At 61.9% G+C, this 14,099-nt stretch carries 14 protein-coding genes and 1 tRNA gene; 8 read left to right on the top strand and 7 right to left on the bottom strand.

The features are described 5' to 3' along the window. Positions 1-5 precede the first annotated feature (5 nt). The 3 genes from EB809_RS10970 to EB809_RS10960 are packed head-to-tail and all read right to left on the bottom strand — an operon-like array spanning position 6 to position 1,681. Positions 6-440 (bottom strand): PaaI family thioesterase, encoded by a 435-nt coding sequence (locus tag EB809_RS10970; RefSeq protein ID WP_123634863.1) that lies wholly within the window; start codon positions 438-440, stop codon positions 6-8. Further along, complete coding sequence (locus EB809_RS10965) at positions 437-910, bottom strand: PaaI family thioesterase (protein WP_123634862.1); 474 nt, start codon at positions 908-910, stop codon at positions 437-439. Before EB809_RS10965 ends, EB809_RS10970 begins: the two co-directional genes overlap by 4 nt. Positions 911-955: 45 nt before the next feature. Further along, positions 956-1,681, bottom strand: coding sequence for a DUF599 domain-containing protein (locus tag EB809_RS10960; protein WP_123634861.1), 726 nt, complete (start codon positions 1,679-1,681; stop codon positions 956-958). 209 nt (positions 1,682-1,890) lie between these two features. Between EB809_RS10960 and EB809_RS10955 the strand changes: the two genes are divergently transcribed. The 4 genes from EB809_RS10955 (at position 1,891) to EB809_RS10940 (ending at position 6,156) form a co-directional block, all read left to right on the top strand. Then, positions 1,891-3,138, top strand: coding sequence for a M48 family metalloprotease (locus EB809_RS10955; protein WP_123634928.1), 1,248 nt, complete (start codon positions 1,891-1,893; stop codon positions 3,136-3,138). Positions 3,139-3,307: 169 nt separating this feature from the next. Then, positions 3,308-3,856, top strand: a complete 549-nt coding sequence (locus EB809_RS10950) for a hypothetical protein (RefSeq protein WP_123634860.1) — start codon at positions 3,308-3,310, stop codon at positions 3,854-3,856. Then, a complete protein-coding gene (locus EB809_RS10945; protein WP_123634859.1) occupies positions 3,853-5,040 on the top strand; it encodes an iron-containing alcohol dehydrogenase in 1,188 nt (395 codons plus the stop codon). The genes EB809_RS10950 and EB809_RS10945 overlap by 4 nt, the downstream gene beginning before the upstream one ends. A 381-nt stretch (positions 5,041-5,421) precedes the next feature. Continuing rightward, a complete protein-coding gene (locus tag EB809_RS10940) occupies positions 5,422-6,156 on the top strand; it encodes a substrate-binding periplasmic protein (RefSeq protein ID WP_223807918.1) in 735 nt (244 codons plus the stop codon). 10 nt (positions 6,157-6,166) lie between these two features. On the opposite strand, the gene EB809_RS10935 is transcribed toward EB809_RS10940, so the two are convergent. Together EB809_RS10935 and EB809_RS10930 are read right to left on the bottom strand one after the other, a co-directional pair. After that, positions 6,167-8,650: an ABC transporter permease gene (locus EB809_RS10935; protein ID WP_123634857.1), complete on the bottom strand. Its 2,484-nt coding sequence runs from the start codon at positions 8,648-8,650 to the stop codon at positions 6,167-6,169. Continuing rightward, the gene (locus EB809_RS10930) at positions 8,650-9,360 is read right to left on the bottom strand and encodes an ABC transporter ATP-binding protein (protein WP_223807917.1); all 711 of its coding nucleotides are present in this window, start codon (positions 9,358-9,360) and stop codon (positions 8,650-8,652) included. The genes EB809_RS10935 and EB809_RS10930 overlap by 1 nt, the downstream gene beginning before the upstream one ends. A 129-nt stretch (positions 9,361-9,489) precedes the next feature. On the opposite strand from EB809_RS10930, the gene EB809_RS10925 reads away from it, so the two are divergent. Next, on the top strand, positions 9,490-10,116 hold the full coding sequence (locus tag EB809_RS10925; protein WP_223807916.1) for an arylesterase: 627 nt from the start codon (positions 9,490-9,492) through the stop codon (positions 10,114-10,116). Here EB809_RS10925 and EB809_RS10920 read toward each other — a convergent pair. Continuing rightward, positions 10,105-11,118: a YheT family hydrolase gene (locus EB809_RS10920; protein WP_123634855.1), complete on the bottom strand. Its 1,014-nt coding sequence runs from the start codon at positions 11,116-11,118 to the stop codon at positions 10,105-10,107. The genes EB809_RS10925 and EB809_RS10920 overlap by 12 nt on opposite strands. Positions 11,119-11,208: 90 nt before the next feature. Here EB809_RS10920 and EB809_RS10915 point away from each other — a divergent pair. Beyond that, positions 11,209-11,284, top strand: a tRNA-Asn gene (locus EB809_RS10915). Between the two features lie 136 nt (positions 11,285-11,420). Here EB809_RS10915 and EB809_RS10910 read toward each other — a convergent pair. Continuing rightward, positions 11,421-12,716 carry a M18 family aminopeptidase gene (locus EB809_RS10910; RefSeq protein WP_123634854.1) on the bottom strand — a complete coding sequence of 432 codons (1,296 nt, stop codon included), beginning with the start codon at positions 12,714-12,716 and terminating at the stop codon, positions 11,421-11,423. Positions 12,717-12,862: 146 nt separating this feature from the next. Between EB809_RS10910 and EB809_RS10905 the strand changes: the two genes are divergently transcribed. Together EB809_RS10905 and EB809_RS10900 are read left to right on the top strand one after the other, a co-directional pair. After that, entirely contained in the window at positions 12,863-13,366 is a 504-nt protein-coding gene (locus EB809_RS10905; protein ID WP_123634853.1) for a hypothetical protein, read from the top strand. 124 nt (positions 13,367-13,490) lie between these two features. Beyond that, the gene (locus EB809_RS10900; RefSeq protein ID WP_123634852.1) at positions 13,491-14,099 is read left to right on the top strand and encodes an outer membrane beta-barrel protein; all 609 of its coding nucleotides are present in this window, start codon (positions 13,491-13,493) and stop codon (positions 14,097-14,099) included.

The raw sequence follows: 14,099 nt of genomic DNA, 5'->3' as shown, positions 1-14,099 counted from the left end.
AGGCGTCAGTCTTCCATCAGGAAATGGGCCCGGGCCGTGGCGATCGGCTGGCTGCGGGACTTCTGCCAGGCGGTGATCATCACGTTGGCCACGCGGTTGCCCTGACGCGTCAAACGGCACTCGGCGTAGGCTTCGCGATCAAGACCGGCGCGCAGATAGTCCAGCGAGAAATCGACGATGCGCGGCATGCGCAGGGATTCCTGGGACATCATCAGATAGATGGCGGCGGACAGCTCCATGAATCCACCAATCACCCCGCCATGGATGGCCGGCAGAATGGGGTTGCCCAGGTTGTCCTGTTTGCGCGGCAGCCGGAAGATCAGGTCGTCGCCAAAGCGATCGCACTGCAAACCGATGGTGCCGGCATAGGGAATGTCCGCCAGCAGTCGCGAAAAATCTCCGGTGTCCTGGGTGTAGCGCAGGGTCTCGGCGCTGGTCATACCGCACCTCCGGTGATCAATTCGCGATAGGCTTTCGGCGTGGCTTCCCGGCCGATTCGCATGAACGTGGCCACACAATTGGCGATGGTCTGGCCATGGCTTTCCTGATAGGCCTCACAACGGGTGAAAATGATGTTGCGGGTGACGCGGTAGGTCTCGGCTCGCGCCAAAACCGCCTCGTCCGGCTCGGCCGGCCGCATGTAATCGACCCGAAGGTCCAGCGTCGGACAGAGCTCGAAGTCGTCCAGGGCACAGATGATGACGGAACCGGAGGTGGTGTCCATCAGCGTGGTGATGGCGCCACCGTGGATAATCCGCGACTCGGGATTGCCAATGATTTTCTCGCTGTAAGGCAGGCGCAGCACCAGGTGGTTCTCGCGCGCCTCCGCCACATCGATCCCCAGCGCCTTGACCTGCTCCAGGGTATGGATAAACCGGTTGACCCGGTCAAATCGGATTGAATCGTTCATGCCAGTTACTACCTCAATGGCAACGATGGCGCTTGCAGGACCGCCCTACTGATCGTCGCCTTTCTTGGATACGGGGTTGTCGAACACTTTGCCCGACCGCAACGTGTCCAGCGCATCGGAGCGGAATTCCCGACGGTACAGGATAACCACCACCAACGTGGACGCGATGATGAAACACGCTGGGTGTACAAACCAGGTCACCACGGCGAGCGCATAATAATAGGAACGTAGCCCAAGGTTAAACGCATCGCCCGCCAGACTACAGACCCGTGCCGAGCTTTGCGCAAAGGCCTCGCGGGAGGCCGGGGATACCTGTTTGTCGTCACTCAACGGTGCGCCGCCCACCAGCACCGCCGCAAAATTGTACATCCGCATGGACCAGGTGAACTTGAAAAAGGCGTAGACGAATACCAGCATCAGCATGAACAGCCGGATTTCCCAGACCGACCGGTTACCACTGCTGGCAAACGGCAGCGTGCTGAACACCTCCATCACTTCCTGGGTATAGCCCAACGCCGTCAACAGACCCGCCAGGATCAGCAGGCAACTGGACGCGAAAAAGGCCCCGTTGCGCTCCAGGTTCCCGACCACCGACGCGTCGGCAATCCGGTTGCTGCGCTTAAGCATGGCGCGCATCCAGTCTTCCCGGTAGAGGTCCAGCGTGTTGGACAGACACGGACGGTCGTGGGCCTTGCGCCGGGAATACTCGCTGTATCCCAGCCAGCAGATCAAAAACCAGGCCAGGGCCATCAGGTCCAGTAGAGGTATCATCGGGGACGTCCGTCAGCAGCATGAAACAGGCGCGCCGTCGGCGTCACCCTTCTCTCCAAGCATAACCAATGGCCCCGAATACCTCTATTATACAAGGCGCTAACGTCCATCACGCGATCGGGTCAAGGTATGCTATAACCTGATGCAATCCTCAATGGTTCATGGAGTGATGTGTGAGACATTTGCGACTATCCCTTCTACCCCTGCTGATGGCCCTGCTCCTCTCGCTGACCGGCTGTGCCGTCAACCCAGTCACCGGTGAGCGACAGTTGTCGCTGATTTCCGAAAGCCAGGAAATCTCGATGGGCAAAGAGCAATACAAGCCCACGGTGCAACTGCAGGGTGGCCAGTACCAGGCCGATCCGGAGCTGACCGACTACGTTCAGAGTGTCGGCCAGAAACTGGCGGCCGTCAGCGACCGGCCGGATCTGCCCTACGAATTCGTGATCCTCAACAGCAGCGTGCCCAACGCCTGGGCCCTCCCCTCCGGCAAGATCGCGATCAACCGCGGCCTGCTCACCAAGCTGGAAGACGAAGCGCAGCTGGCCTCCGTCCTGGGGCACGAGATTACTCACGCCGCCGCTCGCCACAGCGTTCAGCGCATGCAACAGGGCATGATCCTCAACGCCGGCATCGCCGGTCTCGGGATCGCCCTCTCGGACAACGACTACGCCTCGCTGATCATGGGCGGCGCGGCGCTGGGAAGTCAGCTGACAATGGCCCAGTACAGCCAGGGCAATGAACTCGAAGCCGATCACTATGGTGTCGAGTACATGGTCAAGGCGGGCTACGACCCTCAGGCCGCTGTCGAACTGCAACAGATTTTCGTAAAGCTGGCCGAAGGCAACAGTAGCAGCTGGGTCGATGGCCTGTTTGCTTCACACCCGCCTTCCCAGGAACGGGTCCGCGCCAACCAGGCCCTGGTGGACAAACTCGGCAATCCCGGGGGCTATCGGGGCGAGCAGGTTTATGACAACAAACTGGCCTACCTGCGCAGCAAGCAGCCCGCCTACGACGCCCAGGATGAGGCCCTGAAGATGGCCAACGAGGGCAATATGGACGCCGCCCTCGAGAAGGTGAACAAAGCCATCAAGATCGAACCGAAGGAACCGGCGTTCTATGCCCTGCGCGGCCAGATCCTGAAGGAACAGGGCGAAAAAGACGCCGCTCAAAAGGACTTCGATAAAGCCGTGTCCCTGTATCCAGACATGTTCAGCTACCGCCTGTATCGAGGGCTGGGCTACCTCGACGCCGACAAAGTCAGCGCGGCCCGCACTGACCTGGAAGCGGCCAACAAGGTCGTGCCCACCGCAATCGCCTACCTGCGTCTCGGCGACATCGCCGTGAAACAGAACCGCAAGGAGGAAGCGGCCCAGTACTACGCCGCTGTTGCCCAGACCGACAGCGATCTGGCCAAAGAAGCCCAACAGAAGCTCGCCGCGCTCCAGCAATCGTAGATCCTGCCGTTGTATCGCAAAGGCCCGTATTGACGGGCCTTTTTTTGTATCCCCAACGTCACTCCGTTTTTTCTGGCCCAATCCGACAGACCGTTCAACGCGTCACCAGTTGACTTAGTAGAGTAAAAGCTCTAAAAATCAGTAAACACGATAAGAAAGGCGGGTAACCATGTTAGCCAAACCTCTCAGACCCATGGCGCTGCAGGCCCGGCGGCTCTATGTTGAATTGATGTTCCAGGTGATGGGCCGGGCCCTGCAGGGCATCAGCGAAGTGGACCAGGCGGCCCGGGATGAAGCCAGGGAACTCCCGGAGGGCTTTCTGTTCGAGATGATGGTCCGCCCCAACGGGCCGTCCCTGGTGGTGGAGCATCTCGGCGGGGGCCGCTTCCACTACCATGGCGACAATCCGCCTCGACCGGTCGACCTGTCGATCCAGTTCAAGCACATCGCCCATGCCTTCCTGGTGGTGTCATTCCAGGAAAAAACCTCCGAGGCCTTCGCTCACGACCGCATGCTGGTCGACGGCGATATCAGCTACGCGCTGCGCATGACCCGCATCCTCAACCGGCTGGAAGTCTTTATCCTGCCCAAGCTGGTGGCCAGCCGTGCGGTGAAGGAGTACCCGGCCAATCTCAAACTGCCGCAGAAGGTCCTCAGCGCGGCGCGCATCTACCTGAAGGTCGCCACCCAATTCTTTGACACAGCGAGAGCATCATGAGTCAGCGTTACTACGAGTTTTTCTGCCCCGTCAAAGTCATTGCCGGCAAGGCGGCGCTGGAACACATCCCCTACGAGCTGTCGGGCCTGGGCGTCGGTCGGCCGCTGCTGATTACGGACAAGGGCGTGCGTGCAGCCGGATTGCTGGAGCCGGTACTGGAAGCCTGTGAAGAAGGCGGTCAGGAAATCGTGACCATTTACGACGACGTGCCGCCCGATTCGTCCACTCACGTGGTCAAGGACATCGCCGGCATCTACCGCAGCGAGCAATGCGATTCGATTATTGCGGTCGGTGGCGGCTCGGCCATCGATACCGCCAAAGCCGTAAACATTCTGGTGTCCGAGGGCGGTGACGATCTTTCCGCCTACGCCGGCGCGGGCGTTCTCACCAGTCCACTGAAACCCTTCTTCGTGGTGCCGACGACCGCCGGTACCGGGTCAGAAGTGACCTCCGTCGCCGTGATTGCGGATACGGAGAAGTCGGTGAAGCTGCCCTTCACTTCATCGTTCCTGCTACCGGACGCGGCCATCATCGACCCGCGCATGACGCTGACCCTGCCGCCGCACATCACCGCGGCCACCGGGATGGACGCCCTCACCCATGCCACGGAAGCCTTCACCTGCATGGCCAAGAATCCGCTCAGCGACGCCTACGCCACGGCCGCGGTGAAGAAAATCAGCAATAACTTGCTGACGGTGATGGACAACCCGAAAAACGCCGACAGTCGACTGGAGCTCGCCGAAGCCTCCACCATGGCCGGCATCGCCTTTTCCAACTCCATGGTCGGCCTGGTTCATGCCCTGGGACACGCCACCGGCGCGATCTGCCACCTGCCTCACGGCCTGTGCATGAGCCTTTACCTGCCCTACGTACTGGAATACAACCTGGAGACCATCCGCGAGCCGCTGGGCGAGCTGCTGCTGTATATGGCCGGGCCGGACGTCTATGCCACCACGCCGGCCAACCGCCGCGCCGAGGAATGCATTTCCGCCATCCGCAAGCTGCGCGATGCGCTCTACCAGCACTGCAAACTGCCCCGGACCCTGCAGGAGACCGGCAAGGTCGAGCAGGGCCAGCTGGAGCGGATTGCACGACTGGCCCTCGACGACGGGTCGATCATGTTCAACCCCCGCGAAGTCACACTGGACGACGCCATGGCCGTCCTCAAGCGCGCCTGGGGGTAATCCCCGAAGCCAGGCTGAATCTGACGGCGACGTCAGATTCAGCCTATTGATTCAGCCAGTCTTTTTACAAAACTCAACGGGACGACGACGAGTCGCTTTGGCAGAATAGCGATTGGTGCACGGAAGCAAATGAGGATGCTGCAACAGCGACTGCGCTCAACCATACGGCGTTGAAAATCGCCTTAAGACGCTCATTTACAGCTCGTAAACGGCGCTCTTTCGTTGAATTTCGCCTTGTCTGGCCATCGCTCGCGACGCGTTTGCAACACCCTCAAACAGCACTGTCCTATGAAAACCCGCTCAGCCGGCGCGATGGAAGCAGCCGGGTGTCGAAGCGGGTGTTTTGCTTTTGAGCCCGCCAACATGTTTTGTAGACTACCCATGCTTTTCGCTGCCGCCCTGCTGTTGCTGCCGTGCCTCCCGGCACAGGCCGACACACTGCAGACCCTGCGACTGAACGTCTCCCCCAACGGCTACCCGCCCTACACCATCGTCGGCGATCACAACATTTCGGGGATTGTCTGGGACGTGGCTACGGCCATTGGCCAGCGCCTTGATTTTCAGGTGGAAGCCTACAAGATTCCCCGCAAGCGGGTGGACAACATGTTGCTCGACGGCTATTTCGACGCCACGGCCCGGGCTCCCGAATGGACTGAACACCCCGAGCAATTCGTCTTCACTCAGCCTATCGTCCGGGTGCAGGAGGTGTTCTTTACCGCTGGCGACAAGCGATTCGTCTATGATCGCCCCGGAGACCTGGAGGGCAAGGTGGTTCTGACCCACCTGGGTTACAAGTACCCCTATCTGAAGGATCTGTTCGAATCCGGCCGAGCGCAGCGATTCGATGTGCCGCGGGATCGCGACATGTTCAGCTACCTGCTTCAGGGAGACGGTCGTTTTGACGTGGCTATTGCCGACCGGTTGGTCGGGCACTGGCTGATCCGCAAGAACGGCTGGCGCGGCCAGTTCAGCGCCAGCGATGGCAATCTCAGCGATTTTGGACTCAGCCTTATGGTCCGCCCGGACATGGCTGACTTCGCCGCTCGCTTCGACAAGGCATTGGCCGACATGAAAGCCAACGGCGAACTCGACGCCATACTGGCCAACTACCAGTAGCGTCGGGCCGTCATTCCAGACGGCGCAACAACAGCATCGGAGAGACACGCAGGACCGGATTCAACTGCCAGCGGCCAAACACCGCGAGCACGGCAGCGCTGACCAACGGCAGCAGCAACACCACCCGCCAGTGCCAGTGAAACGTGCCTTCAAACATCCGGTATTGCAGCGCCCAGACAGCGACCTCGCCAGCCAGCACACCGAGTATGCCGGCGAACAGCCCCAGCAGGGCAAATTCCAGCATCGTGCTGTTCACCAGCAGCCGCTGCCGGCCGCCCAACGTGCGCAACAGGGCCCCCTCCCGCTGGCGATCCTGCAGCGTGGCGCTGACCACGGCGGCCATCACCACAATGGCCGCAGCCAGGATCATCGCCAGTATCGCTTCAATGGCCTGGGTGACCTGCTGGACGATCTCACGGATGCGATCGATGATATGGTCGACTTCCAACACCGAAATGGTCGGGAAGCGCCGGGTGAAATCGTTGAGAAGGCTCTTGCGGGACGGTTCCAGGTAAAAGCTCGTGATCCAGGTGGCCGGCAACCCGTCCAGCCCACCGCCGGGCGGAAAGACCATATAGAAATTGGGTTTCATGCTGTCCCACTGCACGGTGCGGATACTGGTCACCGGTTCCTCGACCGTCTGCGACCCGATGGTGAACGTCAACCGATCCCCCAGCGTTACGCCCAGGCGCTGGGCAAGCTCGGACTCAATGGACAGCCCTTCGGTCTGACCCGGTTTGAACCAACGGCCTTCAACAAGACGGTTGTCTTCGGGCAGATCCTGCATCCAGGTCAGGTTCAGCTCCCGGTTCAGGGCTCGCACCTCGCGGTCCTTGCTGACGGCTTCCCGCACCGGTTCGCCGTTGATTTCGGTCAGTCGGCCACGGACCATCGGATACAGGTCATCGGTCGACAGGTCATGCTCACCCAGGAAACCGCGGACGTCGTCGACCGCTTCGGGACCAATGTTGATCAGGAAATGATTGGGCGCGTCCGCGGGCAACTGGGCCTGCCAGTCGTCCAGCAACGATGAGCGAACCAGGATCAGCGTCGACGCCAGCATCAGCGTCATGGCAAAGACGGCAATCTGCGACAGGCTGGCCTTGCGATGCCGATAGAGCCCGACCAGGGCCAGGCGCCAGGCATTGCCGCCGCCCACCACGCGCCGCAACCCGAGAACCAGCACCCAGCCGGCCAACGCCAGGATGCCCAACAACGCCGCCAGACCGCCTAGCAGCGCCAGCACCATCCAGAGCTCGCCAGCATAGAGCCAGATCAGCCCAAACACCGCCAACAACGCGATAGCCGCGTCCAGCAGTACGCCGCGCCCCGCCTCCCCGGGCTGCGACCGCAAGACCCGCATCGCCGGCACCTGACGCAACCTGCGAATCGGCGGGTAAGCGAAGGCAAACAACGCCACCAGCGCCGTAACCAGGGCGGGCCAAAGCGACAGAACGTCCACGCTATAACCCATCTCGCGATCCAGCATCTCGGCCGTCAACGACGCCAGCCCCCAAAACACCGGCAAGGCCACCAGAATGCCCAGCAGCGTTCCGACGACACCCCACAACAGCAGCCGGACCATATACAGCCCGCTGATACGCCGCCCGGGCACGCCCAGTGTTTTTAGCAGCGCGACCGTGTCTCGCTGCCCCATCGCGTACTGGCGGCTGGCGACCGCCACAGCCACCGAGGCCAGCAGGACCGCGAGACTGCCGCCCAACAGCAGGAACCGCCTCGCCTTGGTCAGGGAGTCCGACAGGGCCTGGCCGTCCTGGATGCTCTTCCATTCATGGCTGGGCCCGAGTTGTGGCTTGAGCCAGGCATGGAAACGTTCAAGCGCGTCCTCGGGGCCGGCAAACAGGTTGACGTACTCGACGCGGCTGCCGGGCTGGATCACGCCGGTGGCGGGGACGTCGTCGGCATGCATCATGATGCGGGGCGCCAGCGCCGACATGCTGAAACCGGCATCCGGCTCACGGATCAACAGGCCCGTGACCTTGAGGTCGAGATTGCCCACTTCGATGGTGCTGCCGATCTTCAAATCCAGCAAACGCAGCAAACGCGGGTTCACCCAGACGGCCCCCGGGTCGGGACCATGGGACAGTGCCTGGCGGGGCGCGTCGGTGTCCGCCTGATACTCCACCTGGCCGCGCAACGGATAGCGATTGCTGACCGCCTTCACCGACACCAGCTGAAAATTGCCGGCGCCGAATACCATGGTGGAAAACTCCACCATGCGCGCGGTCGACAGGCCCTGACGCTCGGCTTCGTCACGCCAGCCCTGCGGTATCGGTTGACCGTTTTCACTCTCCAGTTGCCGGTCGCCCGCCAGGAAGGCGCTGGCCGAGGTGACCAGGGTCCGTTCCAGATGACTGGCATACAGGGCAATGGTCGCCACGGTTGCCACCGCCACGATCAGCGCTGCGACCAGTACGCGCACATCCCGTTCCCGCCAGTCCCGGCCGCTCCGGGCCAATTGTGCGGCCGCCATCAGACCGCCACTCCCCGGGCCGGCGCCACACCGTCTTCGGATACCTCGCCGGCCTCAATCGACAGCTGACGCCCACAGCGCGCGGCCAGGTGTTCATCGTGGGTAACCATTACCAGGGTGGTGCCCTGCTCCCGGTTCAGCGCCATCAACAGGTCGGACACCGCCTGGCCGGTGTTGTTATCGAGATTGCCGGTGGGCTCGTCGGCGAACAGGATTTTAGGATGCGCGGCGAACGCCCGGGCAATCGCAACCCGCTGCTGCTCGCCGCCGGAAAGCTGTCGGGGCGTGTGTTGCAGGCGCTCACCCAGGCCCACGCGCCGGAGCAGTTCGGTGGCCTGGCCGGCGGCATCGGTCTGACCGGCCAGCTCCAGTGGCAGCATGACGTTTTCCAGGGCCGTCAGCGCCGGCAACAGCTGGAACGACTGGAACACAAAGCCAACCCGCCGGGCCCGCAGGCTGGCCCGCTCGTCCTCACTCATCTGACTGATGGGTTGGCCGTCAAGCTCGATACGCCCCTGGGTCGGGGTATCCAGGCCGGCCAACAGGCCCAGCAGCGTGGTTTTTCCCGAACCGGAGCGCCCCACGATCGCCACGGACTCTCCGGCACCGATGGACAGGTTGACGTCGTGCAGAATACGCAGCGTTTCCGAGCCCAGGGCCACTTCGTGGGTGAGGTCCGTTACTTTCAGAATGTCGCTTCCAGTTGCCACAATGTTCCCTCGACGGTAAAAACGTATCCTGTGCCGGGCCGATCTCCCTCTGTCGGAGCTTGCAGCCAGACGCCCTTGAAGGCCGATGTTATTGCACGCCATCTTTTACTGACAATGGATACGAAGTTTATGTTCCTGAGATCAATCGCTTTCTGCCTTTGCCTGATGGCGCCCGGACTGGCTGCCGCGCAATCCACCCTGCTGATCCTGGGGGACAGTCTCAGCGCCGGTTACGGCGTGGCCACAGAGAAGGCCTGGGTCTCGCTTCTGCGCCAGAAACTCGACGACGAAGGCTATGAGAACTGGCAGGTCGCCAACGCCAGCATCAGTGGCGATACCACCGATGGCGGCTTGCGCCGATTGCCGGAACTTCTGGACAAGCAGGCTCCGGCGATCGTCATCATCGAGCTGGGCGGCAACGACGGCCTGCGCGGCTTTCCGCCCCAGGTAACGCGCCAGAATATCGCCAGAATGACCTCCCTGTCGCAACAGGCCGGTGCCCGGGTTCTGCTCATCGGCATGCAGATGCCGCCCAACTATGGCCCCCGCTACACCAAGGTGTTTGCATCGATCTATCCGGACATTGCCGAGAAGCAGGACACGGCGCTGGTGCCGTTCTTCCTGGATGGCGTTTACGATCGCGACGGTTTTATGCAGGCCGACGGCATTCATCCAACCGCCAAGGGTCAGCCTCAGCTGCTGGCCAATGTCTGGCCCCATCTAAAGCCTCTGCTGGATGCCGCCTCAGCTCAGTAGACCGCGCAGGAAATTCAGCGCCCGGCGTTCGGACCAGTAATAGCCGTCCCGGGCGATCTCGACAAAACCGACGTGACCGCCCCAGCGGGGCGCCTCCAGTGTGACCCAGGCACCCAGTTGGCGTCGCTTCTCCGGATAGCAGGCCGTGGACAGGAAAGGATCGTCCGCGGCATTCACAATCAGCGAAGGCACCCGGATCTCAGGCAGCCGAGGCAGGCATGACGCCTGCGTCCAGTAATCGTTGGCATCGCGAAAACCATGCAGCGGCGCCGTGTAGCGGTCGTCGAACTGCTGGAAGTTGCGAATCCCGTCGAAGCCGTCCAGGTCGATCAGATCCGGGAAGTGACTGGCTTTTTCCGCCATCTTCACCTGCAGGTCCCTCAGGAAACGCTGCATGTATATCCGGCGACTGGGTAGCGCCAGCATCCGGGCACTCCCCGCCAGATCACAGGGCACCGAATAGGTCACCGCCCCCCGAATCCGGCTGTCGATACGCTCGCCCTGCTCGGCCAGGTACAGCAGCGTCAGGTTGCCGCCCATGGAAAAGCCGGACAAGGCGACGTGCTGGTAGTCAGCCCGGTCGGCCAGCGCATGGCGGACCACGGTGTGCAGATCCTGCGTGGCACCGCTGTGGTAGAACCGAGGCAAACGGTTCATGTGCCCGCCGCAGGAACGGAAATTCCAGGCCAGCACATCCCAGCCATCCGCCAGCAGGCCGCGCGCCAGGCCCAGGATATACGGGCGACGGCTGTGACCTTCCAGGCCATGGGAGAGAATGGCCAGCCGCGGACTGCCCTGGCGATACCAGTCCAGGTGCAGTTCGTCACCGTCGGGGGTGTCGATGCGTTGTGATAGCGGCTCCGCCACATCAATCCGGCGGAACAGGGTCGGCCAGACCGACTGGACGTGGCCATTGCGCAACCACAGCGGCGGCCGGTAGCTGCGGATGTTGGACGCCAGTCCGGCCGGCAAGGGATAGGAGCGGGATTGATAACCTGACATGCGTTGTGTCTGCAGACCTCTTTTTCTGCCGGCAAGGGTTGACCCCTCACCGGAACTTCCTTAATATGCGCGCCTGCTGATCACAGCTGTTCCCCGATAGCTCAGTTGGTAGAGCAACGGACTGTTAATCCGTTTGTCGCTGGTTCGAGCCCAGCTCGGGGAGCCATCGAATTTTAAAGGCCGCTCAATTGAGCGGCCTTTTTCGTTTCAGGCGCCCAGTTTGCCGGCGCCCCTTTCGAGAGTCGTATTCTCTCCAGGGAGCCAGCGTCCTTCCTCGATCACTGCGCCGAATCAAAGCGCTTTCAATCAATGTGCTCCAACTCGATGTAACGGCGCAAGACCTGATACAGCACAAAACCGTCCCGGGCACCGGCCATCTCACGAATCGAGTGCATCGCGAACTGCGGCACGCCGATATCCAGGGTCCGCACCCCCAGGTTCCCCGCCGTCAGTGGGCCGATCGTGCTGCCACAGCCCATATCCGTACGCACCACAAACGCCTGGCACGGCAGATCCAGTGACTCACTGATATGGCGATACAGCGATGCGGTCCGGCTGTTGGTCGCGTAGCGCTGGTTGTTGTTGATCTTGATCACGGGGCCGGCGTTGAGCAGCGGGCCGTGGTTGCCGTCGTGTCGATCGGCGTAGTTCGGATGCACGCCGTGAGCGTTGTCCGCCGAGATCATCATCGACCGGGCGATCACGCGCGGTTTGTCCGCGGCACCGACCCAACGCTCCAGGACGGACGACAGGAACGGCCCCTGTGCGCCTTCGGCCGACATACTGCCGACCTCCTCGTGATCGTTGCAGACCAACAACGCCGGCTGGCCGGGATCGGCATCCAGCAACGACTGCAGGCCGATGAAGCAGCTCAGCAGGTTATCCAGCCGGGCCGAGGCAATGAAATCCTCGTTCAGGCCGAGCGTGGCCGGCGGCTGGGTGTCGTACAGACTCAGCTCGTAGTCCAGCACCTTGGCCACGTCCGCTTCGGGATATTCGGTGCGGATCTGGCCGGCCAGCAGTTCACGGAAAGGCACCGCCTCTTTCTCGTCCGCCTGCATCAGGATCGGCGGCACATCCGTCTGCGGATTCACGGTGCGGCTGTTGTTGGCCTCCCGGTCCAGATGGATCGCCAGGCTCGGGATGGTCACCACCGGCTTGGCGAAATCGATCAACGCATCCCGCAGTCGATCCTGGCTGTCGACATAGCTCACGCGACCGGCGATCGACAGGTCCCGGTCGAACCAGGGGTTGAGCAACGCACCACCGTAGACCTCGACGCCCAGCTGGTAATAGCCCTTCTTGTGGATCTCGGGGTTCGGCTTGACCCGCAGGCATGGGCTGTCGGTGTGCGCACCCATCATGCGGATGCCGTGGGAAACCGGATCGCTCTGGCCGGTCTGGAACGCGATGATCGTGGAATCGTTGCGCGTCACGTAATACCGCTGCCCCGGTGCCAGTGACCAGGCCGCCTGCTCATCGAGACGTTCAAATCCGACCGCTTCGAGACGGCGGGCCATCTGCCGAACGGCGTGATAAGGCGTGGGAGACTGCTTGAGGAATTCAAAAAGCTGAGAATTGAAAACGGCGTTATCCATGCTGATCCAAAATATCCGTTGCCAGAGAAACCGCACCAGTATCGCATGATCGGCCAGCCTGTCGAAATTGCGCGTTGTACACACCCTCTCCCCGCTAAAGGTAAGCTGGTATCCTTACGACACCACACACCGGACCAAGAGTTATCATGCGCCTGCCACAGTTCCTCGATATCGAGTTTGTCGACGCTCAAGACGCCTGTTTCCCTACCGCGATCGCCTGGTCATTGGCAGATGGCGCTATGAAAACCGTCGTCATCGAGCCGGACGACGCCTGGCTGCCGGACGATCCCGATGGTCTGGACGTGGACCTCACCTACCTGCAGGAGCAGGGCGTGCCGCTGCTGGAACTGGCCCGGGAGCTGAACGAAGATCTGGCCGACCAGACCGTTTTCGTCGACGGCCTGGATCCGGATGAAGGCCTGGTGGATCTGCTGTTCGATACGCTGCGCATGCCGGTGCCGTTTGAGCTCGCCACGGTTGATCACCTGATCAAGCACCTGCCCTACGAAGAGCTGGAAGACTGGCGCCGGGAACTCCTGTTCACCCACGGCCTGGATCCACAGTTGCCGGAAAGCAGCGTCTTTGCGCTGTTGATGCTGGCACGGGACGGCGGACTGATTCCGGAAGGCACGGATACCGGCGATTTGTGACCTGAGTCGACGCAAGCTTGCGTCTCATAACGCAGAATCCCCGGAGGTAGCCGGGCGCTTCACCCGCCCCACCGAGAATAAGAACCGCCCCGCCGCGGTCAGACCTCCAGGCCAGGATTCCCTTATGACGACGCAGTCCACCCGACGTTCCCTGCTCGCCCTGACACTCGCCAGCGGGCTGGTCAGCCTGTCCGCCCACGCCCAGGAACCGCCCAAGAGCCGGGCCGGCCTCGATTATGTCGGGGTCCAGGGCATGGCCCTGCAGTACCGAAAGGTCGGCGGCCTGCCTGAAGGCCGCGGTTGGCTCTCAGCGGGCACGCTGGTGCTGGGCTCCCATATTTCCGATCTGTTTCATGTAGAGGTGCGGGCCGGCGCCGGTCTCGACGAGTCCGAGGTCTCCGAGAACCTCAAGGTGGACATGGACTGGTTCGCCAGCTGGTACATGGGCGTCCATTACGGGCTGACCGACTTCTCCAACGTCTACGCCCAGGTGGGGTTCTCCCATATCGTCGGCAACGCCAAGGTCAAGGAGACCGAGGACACGCCATCCGCCTATGAAGATCTGGATGACGAGTTTCCCGGCAGCTCCTTCGCCTTCAGCTGGTTGGCCGGCATCGACCTGAAAGTGGTCGACAACACCTACCTGGTCCTCGAAGGCGGCCGCCTGTTCGAGGACACCGACAGCTCCGCCAGTGGCTACCAGTTCAACGGCGGCGTGCGCTACGAATTCTGA

This window comes from Marinobacter sp. R17 (assembly GCF_003789045.1).
GTDB lineage: Bacteria > Pseudomonadota > Gammaproteobacteria > Pseudomonadales > Oleiphilaceae > Marinobacter_A > Marinobacter_A mangrovi.
The sequence above is the reverse complement of the archived record's forward strand: the minus strand, read 5'-3'. Positions and strand labels throughout refer to the sequence as shown.